Genomic DNA, 20,160 nt, shown 5'->3' with positions numbered 1-20,160 from the left:
GACGCGGAGCCCTCGACGTTGACGGCGAGGGAGGTCAGGCGCGCTGGGTCGGCAGGGCCCGGCGCAGCGCGAGGACGCTGCGGATGCCGGCCTCGATCTGCTGTTGCACCGCATTCGCCAACCGGCGTCGACCGGCGGTGGGGTCGGGCCCAGCGCCGGCGCCTCGCTTGTCGCGGGGACGCCGCGGCGACGCCACCGCGACCAGCCGGTCGATCACCTGCGCGGTGGCGGAGGCTGCGTCGGTGTCGCCGTGCAGCGCCCGCACCGACGCTTCGAGCAGCAGCGGCACGTACGGCCCGACCGCCTCGTCGAACCAGCCAGATCGGCGACGGTCGCCACTTGCCGCAGCGGCGCCCACCACATCGGCGACCGATGCCACCGCCGCAAGGAACACCTCCTGCTTCGATCCGAAGAACCGGTAGAACGTGCCCTTCGCGACGCCGACCGCCTCGCACAGCTCCTCCACGCTCACCGCCCCGAATCCCTTGTCGTTGAACGCCCTGCGGGCCTCGGCGACCAGCGCCTCGCGCACCCGACCAGCGTCGTCGCGCTCGAGCGGTTCGGTGAGCAGGTCGTCCCACATCTCGGGGCGGAACGCCTCCTCGCTGGCGATGAGCCCGGGCAGCACTTCGCCGATCCGCTTCAGCGACAGGCCGCGCCGCTCGCGCAGCAGGCGGATCAAGCGCAGCGCTTCGAGGTGCGAGGTGTCGTAGCCGAACCGGTGCGCGTCGACCCGGACGAGGTCGGGCAGCAACCCGAGCTTCCGGTAGTGGTGAATGGTCGGCACCTTCACTCCGGACAATTCGGACAGCTCGCCGATCGTCAGACGATCGCCCCTTGCGTTCCCCGGCATGTTCTCTATCCTGCCGGAATGGCGCGACGAGCTGTTCGCCCGCTTCGCATCGTCACCGACTCGAGTGCCTGTCTCCCGGGATCCGTCGCCAACGACCCGCTGATCGCGACGGCCGAGATCGGCGTCCGTTGGGCGACGCCGACCACTGACGACGCCTCCGCGCGGCCCGCCCCGTCGGTGGCCGGACGCCTCGCCGACGGCGAGACCGCCAAGACCGTGGCGCCCTCGGTGCTCGACTTCCTCGACCTCATCGAGCGCGAGCCAGCCGACGACGTGGTGATCGTGACCCCCGCACACGAGTTCACCGTGATCAACCAGCACGCCCGCGCCGCAGCCGCGCTCGCCGACCGCCCGGTCCACGTGGTGGACACCCGCACAGCCGCTGCCGCCCATGGGCTGGTCGTGGCCGCCGCACTCGAGGCCGCCCACCGCGGTGCATCAGCTGACGACGTGACCGCAGCCGCCCGCTCCGCTGCCGCACGGGCCGAGCTCGTGGCGGTGGTCGACGGGCTCGCGACGCTGCGACGCAGCGGCGTGGTGCCAGCCACCGCGCTGACCGAGTCGGGCGCCCGCGTGCTGTTCGGGTTTCGCGATGGTGTGGTGGTCCCGCTCGGCCACACGAGACGGGTGGTCGACGCGCTGGCCCGGGTCGAGGCCACTTGGCTGGCGGCGGGTGGGTCGCGCCACGTGCCCGCGCTCGTGTTCCACCGCGGGCTGCCCGCGCGGGCGCGTCGCCTCCAGCAACGGCTGAGCCCGGCGGCCGAGATCGTGGTGTTCAGCGACGCCATGGCGGTGCACACCGGTCACGGGTGCGCGGGCATCGCCTGGCTGCGGGCCGAGCCGCGCTGACAACCGCTCCCTCCACCGCTCTCCCCTGATGCGGGTCGACCCGAGCCAGCCCGAGGCGACCGACGCGCCGCTCGGCCACGTCCGGTCCTCGGTCGGGCGGTGAAGCGATCAGTCGTTCGGCGAGTGGTCGGATGTCGCCGCGGCAAGCGCGGGGAACACGTTGGCGACCTTGGCCGTGAGGTACTCGCCGTACGTGCCGGTGAAACCGTGGACGCTGGCGTGGTCCCACCGGCGGGCGCCGTCGTCGTCGGGGGGCCGCTCGACGATCGGCAATCGCTCGACCACCGCGTCCCAGCCCGGATCGAGGAAGAAGGGGAACGACAAGCGGTCGCGCCCGCTCGCGTTGCGCACCCGGTGCGGCGTGGAGCGATACGTGCCGCCGGTGAGGCGCTCGAGCATGTCACCGATGTTGCAGACGAACGCATCGGCATCGGGGGCGACCGCGGCCCACCCGCCCGGTCCGTGCACCTCCAGGCCACCCGATCCGTCCTGTCCCAACAGGGTCAGCAACCCGTAGTCGGTGTGCTCCGCCACCCCCCAGTCCCCCAACGCCGTGGCGCCGGCCGCCCCTGCCGCCGCTTCGTGCGGGGGGTAGCGGAAGATGCGGAACAACACGATCGGGTCGCGGGTCAGGTGGTCGGGGAACCACGCCGGGTCGAGCCCCATGCCGACCGCCATCGCCGACAACACGGCTTGGCCGAGCGCCTCCATCTCGTCGAGGTAGCGCACCACCACATCGCGCAGCCCGATCGGCCGGCGCGGGAACAGGTTGGCGCCGTGGAGGGGCGTCCCGGAGCGGACCCGGGGATCGTCGGGCCCGAGCTCGCGCCCGAAGTAGACGCCTTCCTTGCGGTCAGGCTTGCCGGAGGTCAGCTCGCCGCCCAGCGGGAACCAGCCACGCCATGCCCGCCCCGCCCGCGCCATCTCGATCTCGGCCTTCTCTGCTTCGGGAAGGGCGAACAGCTCGCGGGCCAGCTCGTCGAGTCGCTCCCGCAGCCGTGGCTCGACACCGTGACCCACCATCGTGAAGAACCCCACCTCGCGGCAGGCCGCGTCGACCTCGCCGGCCACCCGGCGCGCGGCCGGATCACGCGGATCCGCACCGAGCCACGGCGCCAAGTCGACCCGCGGCACACCATCGACCCCCGGCACACCATCGACCCCCGCCACAGCATCGACCCCCGGCACGCCGGTCGAGTCCGTCGCTCCGAGGTGCGTCATCCCCCCAGCTTCCATCGCCGACCTCCGACGCGCCAGCTTCCGATTCGTGCAGAAGTGGCGACACAGCAACCAGTCCTGCACGAAGAGTTGCCGCAACGCCGCCCGACGGACGTTCTTCTGCAACGGGACGCGCGGGAGTCGACACCGCGTGGACCGGGTCGGCCTCAGGTGAGCGAGCGCCGGGCTTTAGCCCACGGTGCGGGGGCGGTCGCTACAACGGGACCAATGCTCTCCTTGCCGATCGCTCACGACGCCGAACAGGAGGCGCCGGCCAGGGATGCCACCGGCCACGCGTGGAGGTTGCCCCTCGTCCTCGTCGCGCTGATCGGCGCCGGGCTCGGCGCCAGCGCCCTCGTGCGGCCGGGCGGCGAGCCCGGCGCCGTGCAATACGTCGACGACCGAGTCCGTGGCTGGGTGCTCGCTCATCGGACGCCGACGTGGGAGCACGTGGTACATCCCGTCACGGCCTTCGGGGACGTGCGCGTCGTGCTCGTGCTCTCGGTGCTCGCCGGCGGCGCGCTGTTGTTGTGCCGCCGCGGCATCCGCCAGGGACTCGTGCCGGTCGTGGCAGCGCTCGGCACCGACGCCATGGTGTACGTGCTCAAGTACACGGTGAACCGTCCCGGCACCCGCGGCCACTGGGGTGAACCTGCGTTCCCGTCAGGTCACATCTCCGGCATGGCGACGTTGGTCGTGCCGCTGGCGGTCCTGGCGTGGACCACCCGCCGCCGCTGGTGGCCGGCGGTCGGCGCGGCCCTTGCGATCGCCGCCATGGCGGCCACCTTGCTGGTGCTCGACGCGCACTGGTTGAGCGACATCGTGGCCGGTGCAGTGCTCACCACCGCATGGTGCGCGGCCGTGGCGTGGTGGCTGCCGAAACGGACGGATCGGCTGCGTCGGCGCGGCTCGGGTTGACTTGACCCCGCGGTCAATGCGCAGAATTTCGGGGCCGACCAAGCGATCTCAGGGGGCCCCGCAATGGCCGACACGACCACCGACACCGCCACTTCCAGCGACGAGCTGATCGACGAGCTGCGCGCCTGGCTCGATGACAACTGGGATCCCGACCTCACGCTGGCCGAGTGGTGGGAACGACTCGGGACCAGTGGCTGGTCCGCTCCTGGCCTTCCCACCAACGCGTACGGCCGCGGCCTCCAGCGTTCCGACGTCGTCCGAGTGAGCGTCGAGATCAGCCGGTACGGCGCGGTCGCGGCGCCGGCCGGGCTCGGCCTGCTGCTGGCGGCACCCACGATCGCTGACCAGGGCACACAGGAACAGATCGACACGTTCGTCCGCGACATCGTCACCGGGCAAAAGGCGTGGTGCCAACTGTTCAGCGAGCCGGGCGCCGGGTCCGATCTCGCCGGGCTCACGACCAAGGCCGTGCCCGACGGCGACGAGTGGATCGTGAACGGTCAGAAAGTGTGGACGTCGGGTGGGCAGGTCGCCGACATGGGCATGCTCTTGGCCCGCACCGACCCCGACGTACCCAAGCACCAAGGCATCACGTACTTCGGCATCGAGATGCTGCAGCCGGGCATCGAGGTGCGCCCCCTGCGCGAGATGACCGGTCGGGCGCTGTTCAACGAGGTCTTCCTCACCGACGCCCGGGTGCCCGATTCGGCCCGCATCAGCGACCGCGGTCACGGCTGGGCGGTCGCCAACACCACGCTCGGCCACGAGCGCGCCGGCCTCGGCGCGGGTGGCGGCGGCGCCGGTGAAGGCGCCCTGCCCGGCACCGTCGCCGGCAACCTCGACAAGCGCGCCGGCGACTTCGTCGGCGCCCGTCCCGCCCGCCGCGGCGGCACCAACGGCAGCAACGGCAAGGCCGCCGGGGACGCCAAGGCCAAGGGCGGCAAGGTCCAGGCGCCGTCGGTGCCCACTTCGTCGGGCGCCAAGCTGTTGATCGACTTGGCCAAGGGCAACGGCACCATCTCCGACGCGACCGTGCGGCAGGACCTGGTCCGCCTCCACACGCTGTCGGAGATCGGCAAGTACAACGGCCTGCGGGTCAAGGCCGAGCGCATGTCCGGCCGCGACATCCCCGGGATGCCCAACATCTCGAAGTTGTCGATGAGCAACATCTTGCGCCTCACCCGCGACCTCAGCCTGCGCATCGTCGGCGCGTACGGCACGCTCCACGCGTACAGCGACGCCGACCGCACGGCGTTGAACGCCGCCACGGGCAACCCGTTCCTCCCGGCGGTCACCGAAGCGGCTCTGTTCGCACAGGCACCCCCGATCTACGGCGGCACCGACCAGATCCAGCGCAACATCATCGGCGAGCGGGTGCTCGGGCTCCCCAAGGAACCCAACAACGACAAGACCGCGCCGTTCTCGTCGCTGCCCAAGAACGCCTGAAGCCCCGATTCTGGGCTGACCCCACCGTTCTGGGCTGAAAATTACGTGCCCAGGCGCGCTTTTTTCAGCCCAGAACGGTGGATTCGGTAGTCGCGGTCAGCCTTCGTAGGCCGCGACCGCGGCGCCGAGGATCCGCACACCGTCGCGCAGGCGCTCGAACCCGTCTGCGGCAGGAAGCGCGTCGGCCGGGAGGGCGATGGCGGGGTCGTCCGCGTCGGGTCCCCGCAGGGTGAGCACCACGTCGTCGCCGTCGGCCAGCACACCGAGCACCACCGTGTCGGCGAGCCGTGCCGCGGCGGCAAGGGTCTCTTGCGATGCTCGCAGCACGATCAACGACCGCGAAGTGTCGAGCCGCATCGGCAGGTCCCAGTCCAGGCCGATCTCCGTGCCCGACTCCTCGCGCAACGCCGCAGCCTCGACTTCGATGGCCACCCGCAACGGGTCATCGTCGGGCCCGAACGGCGAGGGGTCGTCGGGTCCGACGGCCACCGAGTACCGCCACGTTCGTGACGTGCGCACCAACTCGAACGCCCACAACAGGTCGGGGTTGACGAGCCCGGTGTCGACGACCGCTCCCGCGGCGACCGGCGCCGAGGCGGCCAGTTGCGCTGGCGTCGGCGCGGCGGTGAGGCCGGCCAGCCGCTCTTCGACCTCGGCCGTGCGGCGTTCGGCCACGTCGGCGCGCGACTCGGCCGCCTGGAGCTTGGCATCGAGGTTCTGACGGGCGTGCTCCTGGGACTGCGCCTGCTCCTTGGCCGTGCGGGCAGCGTCCTCGGCCTGCGTGGCTTTCTGCTGCGCGGCCTCGGCGTCGGCCCGGGCCTGCGCCGCGTCGCCCTCTGCGTCCGCGGCCCGGCTCTCAGCGGTGGCGAATTGGGCTGCCGCACGGTGAGCCTTCACGTACTCGAACGCGAGGCCTCCGCCCAGCGCCGCCGCGAGCACGGCGAGCACCACCACCACGACGACCATCCACTCGACCCTAAAGGACCCGGCCGCCCCCGATCGATGACCCCCACCCCCCTCCCGCTGTGAGCACTTCGGACCTGCGCGGATGGGTCGCCCGAGTCACGGGTCACCGTTCGATTCGCCAGGCCGCACCTGGCCAACAGGCGCCGTGTTGATGGGTCGGCTCGCCTATCGACTCGCCCCCTTGGCCACCTCCTGGGTGGTCAACTGCTCACACCACGATCGGTTTGGGGTTGCGGGTGGGGTTGGGGTTGGGTGGCCCGGGTCAGCTGGCCCGGGGGGACGGCGTCGACAAGGTGTCGTGACCGGGGCCCGACTCACCGCCATCCGACCCGCCGGTCGCCGACCCACCGCCATCCGACTCACCCGGACCCGACTCACCGCCGCGCGAGCGGCCGGTCGCCGACAGACCCGGACCCGACCCACCCGGACCCGGCTGGTTCGCGCCCGACCTGTCGGCGCGCGAGCGGTCGGCGTCGGCGCTGGGGACCTGACCATCGTCGCCATGCGGCGAGGCGTCGAGCAACGCCGCCAGGTCGCCGCGGGTGCGCACGCCGCACTTGTTGTAGGCGTTGCCGAGATGGAACTCCACCGTCTTGATCGTCACGTACAACAAGTCGGCGATCTCGCGGTTCGACCGGCCCGCAGCGGCCAGCTCGGTCACCCGGCGCTCCGACGGGGTGAGCGCTTCGACACCGGAGCGCGCACCACGCCGCGGGCGGAACCCGGCGGCGTTGAGCTCACGACGCGCCAGCTCGGCCACCGCCTGGGCCCCGATGCGCTCGGCGGTGGCGAGCACGTCGTGCAAGCGGTCGCCGCCCTCGTCGCGCCGACCAACCCGCACCAGTGCGCCGCCTTCGGCCACGAGCGCTTGGAGCTGGTCGAGGACACACGCCGGGTCGACACCGGTCGCCGCCGACTCGGCATACACGAGGGCTTCGTCGGGTTCGACGACCGCCGCCATCGCCAGGCGCGCCCGGCACAACGATCGGGAAGTGCCGATGGACTCGGCGAGGCGGAGCTCTTCGCGTGCGAGCTCGACCGCCGCATCGTCGCCGATCGCGTGGGCGGCATGCGCGGCCCGCGAGCGCCACGGGAACGCCGCGGGGTTGTGGAGGCCCGCGGCGTCGAGCAGGCGGCCGGCCCGGCGGTACAGACCCAGCGCCTGGCCATGGTCGCCGCGCGCGCTCGCCAGGTCACCACGGGCGCCGGCGACCAGGGCCGCCAACCCGATCCGTGCATGGTCGTCGGGGAAGGTCGCCAACACCTCGGCCGACGTCGTGTGGTCACCTGCCGCGAGATGGATCCAAGCGGCGACCGCTGTGGCCGCATCGTCGAGCTGCGCCCAGCGGAACGACCGCGCTTCGAGTGCCGTCTCGATGTCGACCAGCGCCTCGCGCAAGCGGCCGACCTCCAAGAGGAGCCACGCCCGCAGGCAGGTGGCCGATGCGAGGGCCATGTTGTCGCCCGTGGCTCGAGCGTCGGCGACGAGCGCGTCGAGCAGCTCGAGGCCCAACTCCAGCTCGCCCGACCAACTCACCACCGCGGCAAGCCCCACCGTTGCCAGGCTGCGTGCACCGCCGTCGGCCACGAGCCGCCCGTTGTCGTAGGACCGTCGTGCGAGCGCCACCACTTCCGCGTGTGGCGCACCCACCCGGAAGCGCCCGAACGCAACCCGCGCCAAGGAGGCCCGGGCGCCGGCGGAGAGCGAGGCGCCGGGCTCGGGCAGGTCCGGGTCGGGCACGGCGCTCGGATCGCCGGCCGCGACGTCGCCGACGTCCGTGCGCCCGACCATGAGCGACAGCGCCCAGTCGGCCTCCGCCATGGCGCGAACGTCGGGGTCGACCGCCGACTCGGCTGCTGCGGCGAAGCTGCGCACAGCCGCTCCTGCATGCCCCGCCATCGACTGCGCCCGGCCCAGCGCGAGGAGCACCGCGGCGCGCCGACCGCCGGCCACCAACGGCACCGCGGCCTCGAGATGGACGACCGCTTCGTCGAACCCCAACAGCGACTCCGCTTCTCCGAGCTCGGCGAGCACCACACCGCGCAGCTCGGGGTCGGCGAGGTCCTCGTCCATGGCCCGACGCAGGTACCGGACCGCCGTGTCCGGCACACCTTCGCGGCGAGCCTGCTCCGCGGTCTCTCGCAGCGCGTCGACCGCCCAGACCTCGGACGTGCCCGGCGTGTGCAACAGGTGGGCCGCGATCTGCGGAGCCGCGGAGCCTCGCTCGTGGTGCGCGACGGCGGCTCGCAGCTCCAGCTCGGCACGACGGCCCGGGGCCAACTCTGCGAGCACCGCCTGAGCGACGACGTCGTGCACGAACCGCAGACCGCCGCCGCCTTCTTGTTCCAACACGTGCGCCGTGATCAGACGGTCGAGCGCGGTCGTGACCTCCTCGGCGGGGTGGCCGGCCACCCGGGCCGCCAGACCGAGGTCGACCGGCCCGCCGAGCACCGCGACCGCAGCCGCGAGGTCCCAGGTGGCCTGCGGCAGACGGGCGAGGCGCTGATGGACGGCCCGCACGACCGCGCGCGGCGCCAAACCGGCGACCAAGGCGACTTCGGCGGGGCTGCCGGTGACTTCTTCCGGCAGCGAGTGGAGCAGCTCGACCACCAGGAACGGGTTGCCGCCGGCGGACCGCGCACACGCCTCGCTGAACTCAGCGGTCGCGTCGGGCAGCTCGCCGGAGACCAGCTCGGCCACCGCGTCGCTGCTCAGCGGGCGGGGTTCGAGGATCGTGATCGAGCGGTGCGTGCCCAGCTCCTCGAGCAGCTCGGCGTCGGGCGCGTCGGCGTCGGGCCGCAAACCGAGCACCACGACCACCGGCGAGTCGGCGCACCGGTGGATCAGGTACACGAGGAAGCGGAGCGAAGCGACGTCGACCCACTGCACGTCGTCGACCACCAACAGCACGGGGTCCGGTTGTGCCAGGTTGACCGCCAGCCAGTACAGGCCGTGCAGCAGCGGGTACAGACCGTCGTCGACGTGGGCAGGCACGCCCGCCTCGGGCTCGAACAGCGGCCGCGCCGTCGCCGCAGGACCGTCGAGCAGCGCGGCGCCGCCCTCGCCGCGCACGACGACGTCGAACAGCTGGTGCACCACGCCGAACGGGAAGTCGCGCTCCCCCGGATGTGCATCCGCGCGCAGCACCCGCAGGCCTGCGTACTCCGCCAACGCCACAGCCTCGTCGATCAAGCGCGACTTGCCGATGCCCGGCGGGCCGACCACGAAGGCAGCTCCGCCCTCACCACTGCGCGCGTGATGGATCAGGCCCTCTAGCCGCCCGATTTCCTCTTCGCGTTCAAACAGGCGCTTACGCACCGGGAACACCCCTCCCTCGCGTGCCGGCCACCCGGTCAGGAACTTCGCCTGTTCCTGCGTCCGCCCCGGGAGACGACCGACGTGACCACCGTAGCCGCTCGACACGCTCAGAACCTTCGCGGCAGCAGTGCGTGATCGAGATCCCGGTATCGTTCCTGGCCATGGGACCCCGCGGGCTCGAACGACGCCTCGAGCAACTCGTCGAAGGAACGTTCGCCCGTGTGTTCCGCAGCGGCCTCCGCCCGGTCGAGGTCGGTCGGCGGCTGGTACGGGAACTCAGCGACGGTCGCTCCGTCGACGTCCGCGGACGGGTCGTGGTCCCCAACCACTTCACGGTACGGCTGTCGAAGACCGACCACGAAGAGTTCGCCGACATCCACGACAGCCTCTGCCACGAGTTGGCCGAGACCGCCCGCGAGCACGCACGCGAAGAGGGCTACGTGTTCATGGGGCCCGTCGGCGTCGACCTCGCCGTCGACCCACGAATGCGCACGGGGGCCTTCGCCATCGATGCCCGGCTGCGCGAAGGGCGCGGCGGCACCGGCGCCGGATCGCTGCTTCTGCCCACCGGCGAGCGCCTCGAGCTCGACGAGCACACGGTCACGATCGGCCGCATGCCGAACTCCACGATCGTGCTCGCCGACCCCAACGTGAGCCGCAACCACGCCGAGATCCGCACCCACGGCACGGGCTGGGTGCTGGTCGACCTGGGGTCCACCAACGGCAGCCGGGTCAACGGGGGCCGCATCGCTTCGCACGAGCTCCACGACGGCGACGAGCTGCAGTTCGGCAACACGCGGATCCGCTTCGAAGCGTCCTGACCGCCGCGTCTCCTGGAGCAGCCCCAACCACGGGATTCGTTAGGCTCAGCCGGGAATGTCCGAGCAACTGCTCAACATCCTCAAGCTCTGTCTCCTGGCTCTGCTGTACCTGTTCTTCCTGCGGGTGCTGCGGGCCGTGTGGACCGAGGTGAAGGGTCCGGTCGTCGCCGCGCCCAAGGCGCCTGGCCGTGAACGGCGCCGCCCGCGGCGCGAGCGGGGCACGCCGCACTTGCGGATCGTCGAACCGGCCGAGCAGCGCGGGCGCACCTTCCCGCTGTCGGACGAGCTCACCGTCGGGCGTGCCGCGGGCTGCCGGATCACGCTCGACGACACGTTCGCGTCGCAGATCCACGCGAGGGTCTTCATCCGCGACGGCCAGTGCCTGGTCGAGGACCTCGGGTCCACCAACGGCACCTACTTGAACCGCCAGAAGGTACGCGGCCCGATGGTCATCGCCCGCGGCGACCTGCTGCAGATCGGCAACACGATCATGGAGCTGTCGTGACCCGGTTCGTGGTGGGCGCGTCCACCGACGTCGGCCAAGTGCGTTCCACCAACCAGGACGCGAAGTTGGTGGCCCCCAACCTGTTTGGGGTGGCCGACGGCATGGGCGGCCACCAGGGTGGCGAGGTCGCCTCGGCGATGGCCGTCGAGACGTTCCGCGCCGAGGCCTCCACGCCGACCGTCGCGGGCATGGTGGCGGCGGTGCAGGCAGCCAACCGGGCGATCTTCGACCGGTCGGTGGCCGACCCCGACGTGCGGGGAATGGGCACCACGTTGTGCGCGCTGGCGTTGGTGGTCGACGACGACGGTGCCGACCAGGTGATGATCATCAACGTCGGTGACTCGCGGGCCTACCGCTACCGCGCCGACGACCTGTCGCAGCTCACCCGCGACCACAGTCTGGTCGAGGACCTGCGGGCCGAGGGCCGTCTCACTGAGCAGGAAGCCGCCGTCCACCCCCACCGCAACATCATCACCCGGGCGCTCGGCACCGACCCTGAGGTCGAGGTCGACCATGTGGAGCTGGCACCCGTCACCGGCGACCGCTACCTGCTGTGCTCCGACGGCTTGTTCAACGAGGTGTCCACCGATCGCATCGCCGCCACGCTGCGCCGCCTCGCCGACCCCGACGAGGCCTCCCGCGAGCTGGTGCGCCTCGCCAATGAGCACGGAGGGCGCGACAACATCACCGTCGTCGTGGTCGACATCCACGATGGCGACGGGTCGGACGAGGGCCAGGTCGTGGGGGCCGGGTCGCCCGCTCCGGGCGACGCGCCCGCCAGGGGCGAGCGACGCGACCGCACCGAGGTCGCTGCCGCCGCCGGCCCCGCCGGATCCGCGCTGACTCCTGAGGAGGACGTCGCGGGGTTCGGCACCACCGCAAAGGCCGGGCCGGGCAAGTCGGGCGCGGACGGCGCTGCCGACGGCCGCGCCGCGGTGACCGGCAAGCCCGCCGAGCCGCGCATCCGGCGGCTCACCTGGCGAGTCGCGCTGTTCGTGGTGATCGTGCTCGCCGTGCTCGCCGCCGCGGTGGGCGCGGTCGGCTGGTACGCGCGCCGCACGTACTTCGTGGGCGTCAAGGGCAACGAGGTCACGATCTTCAAGGGCCAACCCGGCGGCGTGCTGTGGTTCGACCCCACCGTCGCAGAGGACACCGGGGTCACCCTCGAGCAGATGCCGGCGCAATACCGCGACGAGCTGCGCAAGGGCCACAGTGCGTCGTCGCTGAGCGACGCCCACGGCTACGTACGGCGCCTCGAGGGCATCGCTGCGGCTCAGGGGCTGCCCAAGCCCAGCTCCACCACCGCCGCGCCGACGACCGAGCCGGCCACGCCCACCACCGCCGCTCCCACGACCACCAAGGCCCCGTGACCACCGGCCCGCGCCACCACCCGGGTGGGCGCCGCGCACGAACGAGGATGCGCTGATGGGTCGGCTGCGACGCCGCACCGAACTGGGCCTGATCATCTTGAGCGGCCTGATCACTGGTGGGGCCTACGTCCTGGCGAGCCTCGGTCGCACGGCCACGCTCCCCGCCAACATCGGGCCGTTCCTGGCGGTGGTGTTCGCCTTGATCGTGCTCGCCCACATCGCTGTGCGACGCCTGGCCCACGATGCCGACCCGATCCTGTTGCCCGTCGCCGGTCTGCTCAACGGGCTCGGCTACGTGATGATCTCGCGGCTCAACCACAAGCTCGCCGTGCAGCAGGCCACCTGGACGGCCGTCGCGATCGCGGCGTTCGTGGCGACGCTCGTGCTGGTCCCCCGCGTGCGCGACCTCCAGCGCTACCGGTACACGCTCGGCGCGCTGGCCATGGTGTTGTTGATCCTGCCGCTGGTGCCCGGCATCGGGGAGACCATCCAGGGTGCGCGGGTGTGGATCCACCTCGGGCCGCTCAGCTTCCAACCCGGCGAGTTCGCCAAGATCGCCCTCGTCGTGTTCTTCGCCGGTTACCTGGTGGAAAAGCGCGAGCTGCTCGGGATGGCCACGTGGCCTCGCGCCCGTCCGCTGCTGCCCGACCCCAAGCACCTCGGGCCGGTGCTGATCGCCTGGCTGGTGTGCCTCGGTGTGCTGTTCGTGCAGCGCGACCTCGGCCAGTCGCTGATCCTGTTCACACTGTTCATCGCGATCTTGTGGATCTCGACCGAGCGGGCCGGCTACCTCGCCGTCGGTGTGGTGCTCCTCACCGCCGGCGCGGCGTTGGCGTACCGGTCGATGGGGCACGTGCGCGAGCGGGTCACCGACTGGCTGAACCCCTGGACGATGATCACCCTGGCCGACGGGTCGACCACCGTGAAGGGGTACCAGATCGTCCAAGGCGCGTTCGCCATGGCGGCCGGTGGCGTGGCCGGTACCGGGCTCGGGCTGGGCAAGCCGCAGAACATCCCGGTCGTCTACAACGACTTCATCTTCGCGGCGTTCGGCGAGGAACTCGGGCTGCTCGGGGTCACGGTGCTGATCGTCGCGTACCTGATGATCATCGGCGCCGGGCTGCGCATCGCCACCCGGGCGCACGACCCGTTCGAGAAGCTCATGGCGGCTGGGCTCACGTTGCTGCTCGGCTTCCAGACGTTCCTCATCCTGGCGGGCGTCACGCGCCTGTTGCCGCTCACCGGTGTGGCGCTGCCGTTCGTGTCCTACGGCGGTTCCGCGCTGGTGGCGAGCTACGTGCTGCTGGCCCTGCTGATCCGGATCTCGCACGCTCAGGCCTCGACGCCGCCGGCCGCGGCACGCAGCCAAGCGCCGGTGGGGGTGGCCGCGTGAACCGCCGCATCCGCCGCCTGGCGGTGGCGTTGATGTTCTGCTTCGCGGCGCTGTTCGTGCAGATGAACCTGCTGCAAGTGGGCCAGATGTCGTGCCCCGGGATCGCCACGCCGCTGACCAGGACCGGCTGTCGCAAGCGGCTCGACAAGGACCCCACCAACAACCGGGCGATCGTGCGCGACTTCAGCCAGCCGCGCGGCTCGATCACCACGGCTGACGGGGTGGTGCTCGCCAAGTCGGTGCCGGTGAAGGACCAGTTCAAGTACCAGCGCGAGTTCCCCGAAGGCGACCTGTTCGGGCCGATCACCGGCTACTACAACTTCGCGTTCGGCGCGACGGGTCTCGAGAAGTACTACAACGACGAGCTCGCGGGGCAGACCGCCAAGCAGCAGTACCACTCGCTGTCCGATTTGTTCGTCACCCGCCAGCACACCGGCGACCTGACCCTCACGATCCGCAAGGACGTGCAGCTCCAAGCCCGCCAGGCGCTCGAGCAGGCGCTGTCGGCGCGGGGCCTGCACGAAGGCGCGGCGGTGGCGCTCGACCCTCGCACCGGCGCGATCCTCGCCTTGTGGAGCGACCCGACGTTCGACCCGAACCCGCTGTCGAGCCACGACCACAAGACGGCGCAGTACGCCAAGAACCTGCTGGACGGGTCGTCGCAAGTGCCCCTGTTGGCCCGCTCGTACCGCGAGACGTACGCGCCTGGCTCCACCATGAAGGTGGTGACCGGGTCGATCGGCGTCGACACCGGGAAGGTCACCGCCGACCACCCGAGCTACCCGTCGGAGAGCGCCTATCAGCCGCCGTACGGCCTGGCGATCTCGAACTTCGGTGGTGAGGTGTGTGGCGGCACGCTGTTCCGCATCCTCGCTGTGTCGTGCAACTCGTCGTTCGCGCAGATGGGCCTCGAGACCATCGGGCCGTCGTTGATGGTGGCGGGAGCCGACAAGTTCGGGTTCAACGAGCAGCCCCCGATCGATTTGCCGAACGCCGCCACCTCGGTGTTCCCGACCGACTTCGCCCACCAGTTGCCCCTGCTGGCCCAGGGCTCGATCGGCCAGGGCGACGTGCGCGCCACCCCGCTGGAGATGGCCTTGGCCACCGCGGGCGTGGCGAACAACGGGGCGATCATGGCGCCCCACTTGCTCAACCAGGTGATCGACGAGCAAGGCAACGTGGTGAAGACCTACGAGAACCACGTGTGGAAGCAGGCGATCAGCCCATCGGCCGCGGCCACCATGCGCGGGGCGATGATCAACGTGGTCGACCACGGCACCGCCCGTGGCGTGTTCAACGTGCCCGGCTACACGGTGGGCGCCAAGACCGGCACGGCCGAGGTGGCCACCACCCCCGCCACCAACAACGCGTGGATGGTGGCGTGGGCGGGACCGACCGGCCAGGAGCCCACCGTGGTGGTGGCTGTGGTGGTGCCGCGGGTGCCCGGGCACGGCAACGAGTCGACCGGCGCGGCAGTGGCCGGACCGGTGGCCAGCGCCTTGTTGAACGCCGCGATCGCGGCCCAGAACCAGCCGGGCGGAGGACACTGATGAGCCGTCACGTGCGCTCAGGCACCGTCAACGTCCACTGCACGGACCGAGCCGTGACGAGATCCGCAACCGACCTACCACCCTCCGCCGGCGACCCGCCCGACCCCGTGCCCCCGGTCACGGTCGGGTCGACCTCTAGGCTCTAGCCCCATGTCGGAACAGGGCCCCGTGGTCCTCAGCGGACGCTACGAGCTGCATCGCCGCATCGCGCGGGGCGGCATGGCCGAAGTGTTCCTCGCCCGCGACCAGCTCCTCGAGCGCCCGGTCGCCGTGAAGATCCTGGTCCCGGAGTTCGCCACCGACCAGTCGTTCGTCGAGCGCTTCCGCCGGGAAGCCCAGGCTGCCGCCAACCTCAACCACCCCAACATCGTGGGTGTCTACGACTGGGGGAAGGAGGCCGGCACCCACTTCATCGTGATGGAGTACGTCGACGGGCGCAGCTTGGCCGACATCTTGAAGGCCGAAGGCACGGTCCACCCCGACCGCGCCGCCGACATCGCGACCGACGTGGGCGCGGCCCTCGGGTTCGCCCACCGCAACGGCGTCGTGCACCGCGACGTCAAACCCGGCAACGTGTTGATCTCCCGCGACGGCGTGGTGAAGGTCACCGACTTCGGCATCGCCCGCGCCACGACGTCGGGTGCCGACGCCAACCTCACCCAGACCGGCTCGGTCATGGGCACGGCCACCTATTTCTCGCCAGAACAGGCGCAGGGCCGCCCCGTCGATCCTCGCAGCGACCTGTACTCGCTCGGGGTCGTCATGTACGAGATGGTGTGTGGCCGCCCACCCTTCCAGGGCGACTCGCCGGTGGCGATCGCGTACAAGCACGTGCAGGAGCAGCCCGTCCCGCCTCGCCACCTGAACACGGCGATCCCGCCGGCGTACGAGGCGATCACCATGAAGCTGCTGGCCAAGAACCCGGCCAACCGCTACGCCTCCGCCGAAGACCTGCGTGCCGACCTGCGCCGCTTCCGCGAGGGCCGGCCCGTCCAAGCCGAAGGCATCCTCGACCCGCCGGTCGGCGCGACGGCCGCAGTCGCCGGGGTCGGCGCCACCCGCGCCACCCGCGCCGCCACGTCGACGATGGCCGGCGACGGCGCCATGTTGCCGCCGAGCAACCGGTTCGACGAGCCGCCGCGCCGGCGTGGTGGGGTGTTCCTCGTGGCGGCCATCGCCTTGCTGGCCCTGCTCGGCGTGGGGCTGTTCGTGCTGGCCCGCAGCCTCGGCGTCGGCGGCAGCGACAAGGTCAAGGTGCCCGACGTGCGCAAGCAGTCGATCCTGGCCGCCACCAACCAGTTGAAGAACGCCGGCTTCACCGTGGCCACCGACATCGAGCGCGTGTACGACGACAGCGTCGGCAAGGACCTCGTCATCCGGACCGATCCGCCCACCGGGAAGGCGGTGGCCAAGGGGTCGAGCATCAAGCTCGTCGTGAGCGCCGGGCATGAGATCAAGATCCCTGACGGCATCGAGGGCCTCAGCCTCGACGACGCCGTGAACCGCCTCGAGGCCGCCGGCCTCAGCAGCGATCAGATCGATCAGATCGGCCAAGCCAACGACGAGGTCGACGCCAACGTGGTCATGTCGGTCGATCCCACCAGCGGCTCCGTCGTCCCACCGGGCGGCACCGTGAAGTTGACGTACTCGACCGGCACGAACAAGACGGTGCCGAGCATCCCCGTCGGCAGCGACCAGGACGCGGCCGTGTCCGCCCTGACCAGCGCCGGCTACCACGTGCAGCTCAACTACGAGTACAGCCCGACCGTGCCGCAAGGGAAGGTGATCCGCCTCGACCCCGCCGGCGGCACCAAGCTCAAGCCCGGCGAGACGGTGGTCGTGGTGATCTCCAACGGCGTCGAGCCCACCACAACCACCAGCAGCACCACCACGTCGACCACGTCGACCACCACCCCCGGCTCGTCGTCGACCACGTCGACCACCACCCCCTAGCGGTGCGGCTGGCAGCCTCGGATTGCTGACCGGCTCGGAAGGGGTTGGTGCCCGCGAGAAGACCGGTGGGACTTTGGCCTCTGGCCTGGGGCGCAGCGCCCCGTTTCACTGGAGCCGGAGCCACCGACCGTCGGTGGTGATCCCGAGTTGGAGGTCGACATGGCTGAAGAAGCGTTCAACGACGAACGCCGCCACCCCATCGTGGTGGGGGTCGACGATTCCGGCGGGGGCCGCGCGGCGCTCGCTTTCGCGTTGGAGGAGGCCGCGCTGCGCGGCGACCCCATCGACGTCGTGCACGCCTGGACCATTCCCGGCGAGTGGGCCGAGGGCTTCAACACGCAGTGGCGCGAGGACCGCGAGCGTCTGAGCGCAGTGGCTCGCGAGCGGGTCGACGCGTTGCTCGACGAGTGCCTCGCGGGCGCGCCTCGCCCTCCTGGCCTGCGTGTTCTCACCGACCCGGGCTATCCGCCATTGCTGCTCCTCGAGGCTGCCAAGGGCGCCCGGATGCTCGTGGTCGGCTCCCGGGGCCGGGGCGGGTTCGCCAGCATGATGCTCGGATCGGTGAGCACCGCCGTCGTGCACCACGCGACATGCCCGGTGGTGGTCGTGCGCCCCGCGGACGACCCGTCGAGCGAACGCGACCGCGACGAGCGCGACCGCGACCTGTCCTGACAGCGGGACGGCGCGGCGCGGCTGTGGCCGAGCGTCGGGCAACCGACCGGTTCTTGCGCACAACGGGACCAAGGTCCCTAGTCACGTCGTCGACGCCAGCAGCACCATGGCAACAAGCAGGGGACCGGCGGATGACCAAGGCGAGGAGGTACCAGCAATGACGAAAGCCCTGAACAAGCGAGAGCGGCTCCCCGAATCGGCAGACATGTTCGATCGCCTCGACCAGTGGTTCGGCAACTGGACGGCGGCGCCGTGGCGTCGCACCTGGGATACCTCGTGGCACGACGTCGAGCGTCTGCTGCGAGTAGAGGAGTTCCAAGAGGACGGGACGCTGGTGGTACGAGCGGACCTTCCGGGCATCGACCCCGACAAGGACGTCGAGCTCACCGTGGCCAACGGGATGCTCCACATCGACGCCGAACGCCACGAGGAGGAGAAGACCGAAAAGCGCGGCTATGTGCGACAGGAGCTGCGGTACGGCGAGTACCACCGCTCGCTGCCCATGCCGGACGGGATCTCACCGTCCGACATCTCGGCGCAGTACCACGACGGCATCCTCGAGGTGCGGGTACCGACCCCCGCGACGCCCGAGCCCAAGCAGATCCCGATCAAGCACTGAGTCCCCCCGACGCCGGGGTTTCGCGGTTCCCGACGAGCGGCGGCCGCGATCCCCGGCGATCGCGCGTCTCGAACCGACCGACCGACGCCGAACGGGGGGACTCGGCCGACCCAACCGCCACATCGCCACCCCCCCACGGGTCAGGGAGAGGACCCACGGGAGGGTCAGGGGGCGGAGTCGGGGGCTGGTCAGACGGGGGTGGCGCAGCGGTCGAGGAAGCGCTGAAGGAGGTCGTGGCCGGACACGGTGAGGATCGACTCGGGGTGAAACTGCACGCCCTCGACGTCGAACTCGCGGTGGCGTAGGCCCATGACCAAGCCGTCGTCGGTGACGGCGGTGACCTCGAGGCAGTCGGGCACCGAGGCCCGATCGACCACCAAGGAGTGGTACCGGGTGGCCTCGAGGGGGTTGGGCAGGCCGGCGAAGACGCCGCGGCCCTCGTGGGTGATCAACGAGGTCTTGCCGTGCACGACCTCTGGTGCCCGCACCACCGCACCGCCGTAGACGTGGCCGATCGCCTGGTTGCCGAGGCACACCCCGAACACCGGGCGGCGACCGGCGAACCGCTCGATCACGGCGCACGACAGGCCCGCGTCCTCCGGTCGGCCCGGGCCGGGCGAGATCAGCACGCCATCGGGGTCCAGCGCCTCGATCTCGTCGAGCGTGAGCGCGTCGTGGCGGTGCACCAGGGGCTCGGCGCCGAGTTCGCCCAGGTACTGGACGAGGTTGTAGACGAACGAGTCGTAGTTGTCGATCACCAGTATCCGGGCTGCCATGGCGTGTCGAGGCTACTTCGGGAGTCGTAGGGTCTCGGCAACGGATTCGAGGAGCGAAGGGACCGCGCTGTGACGAAGAAGCCGTCGGGCAATCGGGCGAACCGCACGTCGACCAAGCCCAAACCGGCGGCCAAGCCACGCACCCCGAGCGGCCGGGTCACCCCGAAAGGCACCCGTCCCGCCCCGAAGGGCAGCCGCGCCGCCACCCACTCCCACGGTGCCGGCAAGCGGGCCGAGGCGAGCTCCCGGTACACCCCGCCGGTGCCGACGGCCGCCAAGTTCACACCCAAGTGGGTGCCCTACGCCTTCTTCGGACTGATGGCGCTCGGCGTGATCGGCGTGTTCCTCAACTACCTGAGCGTGCTGCCCGGCGCGCCGAGCTGGTGGTGGCTGGGCGGGTCGCTGGCTTGTGTGTTCGGCGCCATCATGGCGGCCACCCAATACCGCTGACGAGCCGGTCGACCACTCACCGCGGCCGTGCTCGCGCGTCGCGCGTGGTGGCACCCGCTCGCTCACGCGACATCCAGGTGACGGCCGAGTTACAACTGTGTGATGCTCCCCAAGGTTGTCCACAACCTGGGGATGAACGCGGCGTAGTGCTGGTCACGGCCCATTTTGGGCCTCGGGACGGCCGTCTCAGTCGTCTGGATGTTGCAGTTCCATCTCTTCCATGCAATGCCGCGGCGGTTCCGGGTCCTCGTTGGCGGCCGCCGTCATCCTCACCTCGGCGCCGCACACCCCGCACCGGTAGACCAGCCGCACCCGGCGCAGCTCACCCGGCGGTGGAGGCGGTGGGAGCGGGTTCGCCACGTTGCGGATCACCACGAAGCCGACCCGCAACACGACCGCCGCCACGAACGCCGCGAGCAGCACCTGCCACCACACCATGGCTGCAGGCTACGGCGTCACAAAACGGGCGAGGGACGGGCCAT

18 protein-coding genes are annotated in these 20,160 nt (G+C 71.1%); 12 read left to right on the top strand and 6 right to left on the bottom strand.

Going from position 1 to position 20,160, the window contains the following annotated elements; genetic code table 11:
* Window positions 1-34: 34 nt before the first annotated feature.
* Window positions 35-853 (bottom strand): TetR family transcriptional regulator, encoded by an 819-nt coding sequence (locus tag VHA73_12190; GenBank protein ID HVX18784.1) that lies wholly within the window; start codon window positions 851-853, stop codon window positions 35-37.
* Between the two features lie 18 nt (window positions 854-871).
* Between VHA73_12190 and VHA73_12185 the strand changes: the two genes are divergently transcribed.
* Complete coding sequence (locus tag VHA73_12185; protein ID HVX18783.1) at window positions 872-1,702, top strand: DegV family protein; 831 nt, start codon at window positions 872-874, stop codon at window positions 1,700-1,702.
* 108 nt (window positions 1,703-1,810) lie between these two features.
* On the opposite strand, the gene VHA73_12180 is transcribed toward VHA73_12185, so the two are convergent.
* Window positions 1,811-2,923: a 2-oxoglutarate and iron-dependent oxygenase domain-containing protein gene (locus VHA73_12180; protein HVX18782.1), complete on the bottom strand. Its 1,113-nt coding sequence runs from the start codon at window positions 2,921-2,923 to the stop codon at window positions 1,811-1,813.
* 225 nt (window positions 2,924-3,148) lie between these two features.
* Between VHA73_12180 and VHA73_12175 the strand changes: the two genes are divergently transcribed.
* Window positions 3,149-3,838 carry a phosphatase PAP2 family protein gene (locus tag VHA73_12175; GenBank protein ID HVX18781.1) on the top strand — a complete coding sequence of 230 codons (690 nt, stop codon included), beginning with the start codon at window positions 3,149-3,151 and terminating at the stop codon, window positions 3,836-3,838.
* Window positions 3,839-3,901: 63 nt separating this feature from the next.
* Window positions 3,902-5,284, top strand: a complete 1,383-nt coding sequence (locus tag VHA73_12170) for an acyl-CoA dehydrogenase family protein (protein ID HVX18780.1) — start codon at window positions 3,902-3,904, stop codon at window positions 5,282-5,284.
* Between the two features lie 96 nt (window positions 5,285-5,380).
* Here VHA73_12170 and VHA73_12165 read toward each other — a convergent pair whose 3' ends face one another.
* Window positions 5,381-6,250 (bottom strand): hypothetical protein, encoded by an 870-nt coding sequence (locus VHA73_12165; GenBank protein HVX18779.1) that lies wholly within the window; start codon window positions 6,248-6,250, stop codon window positions 5,381-5,383.
* Between the two features lie 262 nt (window positions 6,251-6,512).
* On the bottom strand, window positions 6,513-9,569 hold the full coding sequence (locus VHA73_12160; GenBank protein HVX18778.1) for an AAA family ATPase: 3,057 nt from the start codon (window positions 9,567-9,569) through the stop codon (window positions 6,513-6,515).
* 161 nt (window positions 9,570-9,730) lie between these two features.
* Here VHA73_12160 and VHA73_12155 point away from each other — a divergent pair, with 161 nt between their 5' ends.
* The 8 genes from VHA73_12155 to VHA73_12120 all read left to right on the top strand — a co-directional run bounded on the left by VHA73_12155 (window position 9,731) and on the right by VHA73_12120 (window position 18,452).
* Window positions 9,731-10,390: a DUF3662 and FHA domain-containing protein gene (locus VHA73_12155; protein ID HVX18777.1), complete on the top strand. Its 660-nt coding sequence runs from the start codon at window positions 9,731-9,733 to the stop codon at window positions 10,388-10,390.
* Between the two features lie 55 nt (window positions 10,391-10,445).
* Window positions 10,446-10,895, top strand: coding sequence for an FHA domain-containing protein (locus VHA73_12150; GenBank protein ID HVX18776.1), 450 nt, complete (start codon window positions 10,446-10,448; stop codon window positions 10,893-10,895).
* Window positions 10,892-12,265, top strand: a complete 1,374-nt coding sequence (locus tag VHA73_12145) for a Stp1/IreP family PP2C-type Ser/Thr phosphatase (protein HVX18775.1) — start codon at window positions 10,892-10,894, stop codon at window positions 12,263-12,265. Before VHA73_12150 ends, VHA73_12145 begins: the two co-directional genes overlap by 4 nt.
* 55 nt (window positions 12,266-12,320) lie before the next feature.
* Window positions 12,321-13,658, top strand: a complete 1,338-nt coding sequence (locus tag VHA73_12140; protein ID HVX18774.1) for an FtsW/RodA/SpoVE family cell cycle protein — start codon at window positions 12,321-12,323, stop codon at window positions 13,656-13,658.
* A complete protein-coding gene (locus VHA73_12135) occupies window positions 13,655-15,208 on the top strand; it encodes a penicillin-binding protein 2 (GenBank protein ID HVX18773.1) in 1,554 nt (517 codons plus the stop codon). The genes VHA73_12140 and VHA73_12135 overlap by 4 nt, the downstream gene beginning before the upstream one ends.
* Before the next feature lie 150 nt (window positions 15,209-15,358).
* Window positions 15,359-17,161, top strand: a complete 1,803-nt coding sequence (gene pknB, locus VHA73_12130; protein ID HVX18772.1) for a Stk1 family PASTA domain-containing Ser/Thr kinase — start codon at window positions 15,359-15,361, stop codon at window positions 17,159-17,161.
* Window positions 17,162-17,320: 159 nt separating this feature from the next.
* Complete coding sequence (locus VHA73_12125; GenBank protein HVX18771.1) at window positions 17,321-17,833, top strand: universal stress protein; 513 nt, start codon at window positions 17,321-17,323, stop codon at window positions 17,831-17,833.
* A gap of 157 nt (window positions 17,834-17,990) precedes the next feature.
* Complete coding sequence (locus VHA73_12120) at window positions 17,991-18,452, top strand: Hsp20/alpha crystallin family protein (protein ID HVX18770.1); 462 nt, start codon at window positions 17,991-17,993, stop codon at window positions 18,450-18,452.
* A gap of 188 nt (window positions 18,453-18,640) precedes the next feature.
* On the opposite strand, the gene VHA73_12115 is transcribed toward VHA73_12120, so the two are convergent.
* Window positions 18,641-19,228, bottom strand: coding sequence for an aminodeoxychorismate/anthranilate synthase component II (locus VHA73_12115; protein HVX18769.1), 588 nt, complete (start codon window positions 19,226-19,228; stop codon window positions 18,641-18,643).
* 69 nt (window positions 19,229-19,297) lie between these two features.
* On the opposite strand from VHA73_12115, the gene VHA73_12110 reads away from it, so the two are divergent.
* Window positions 19,298-19,678 carry a hypothetical protein gene (locus VHA73_12110; GenBank protein ID HVX18768.1) on the top strand — a complete coding sequence of 127 codons (381 nt, stop codon included), beginning with the start codon at window positions 19,298-19,300 and terminating at the stop codon, window positions 19,676-19,678.
* Between the two features lie 186 nt (window positions 19,679-19,864).
* Here VHA73_12110 and VHA73_12105 read toward each other — a convergent pair whose 3' ends face one another.
* The gene (locus VHA73_12105; protein HVX18767.1) at window positions 19,865-20,116 is read right to left on the bottom strand and encodes a hypothetical protein; all 252 of its coding nucleotides are present in this window, start codon (window positions 20,114-20,116) and stop codon (window positions 19,865-19,867) included.
* Between the last annotated feature and the right edge of the window lie 44 nt (window positions 20,117-20,160).

The organism is Acidimicrobiales bacterium, from assembly GCA_035547835.1.
In the GTDB taxonomy this organism is placed as follows: Bacteria; Actinomycetota; Acidimicrobiia; order Acidimicrobiales; family Iamiaceae; genus DASZTW01.
This window is presented reverse-complemented; position numbering and strand designations above follow the sequence as displayed.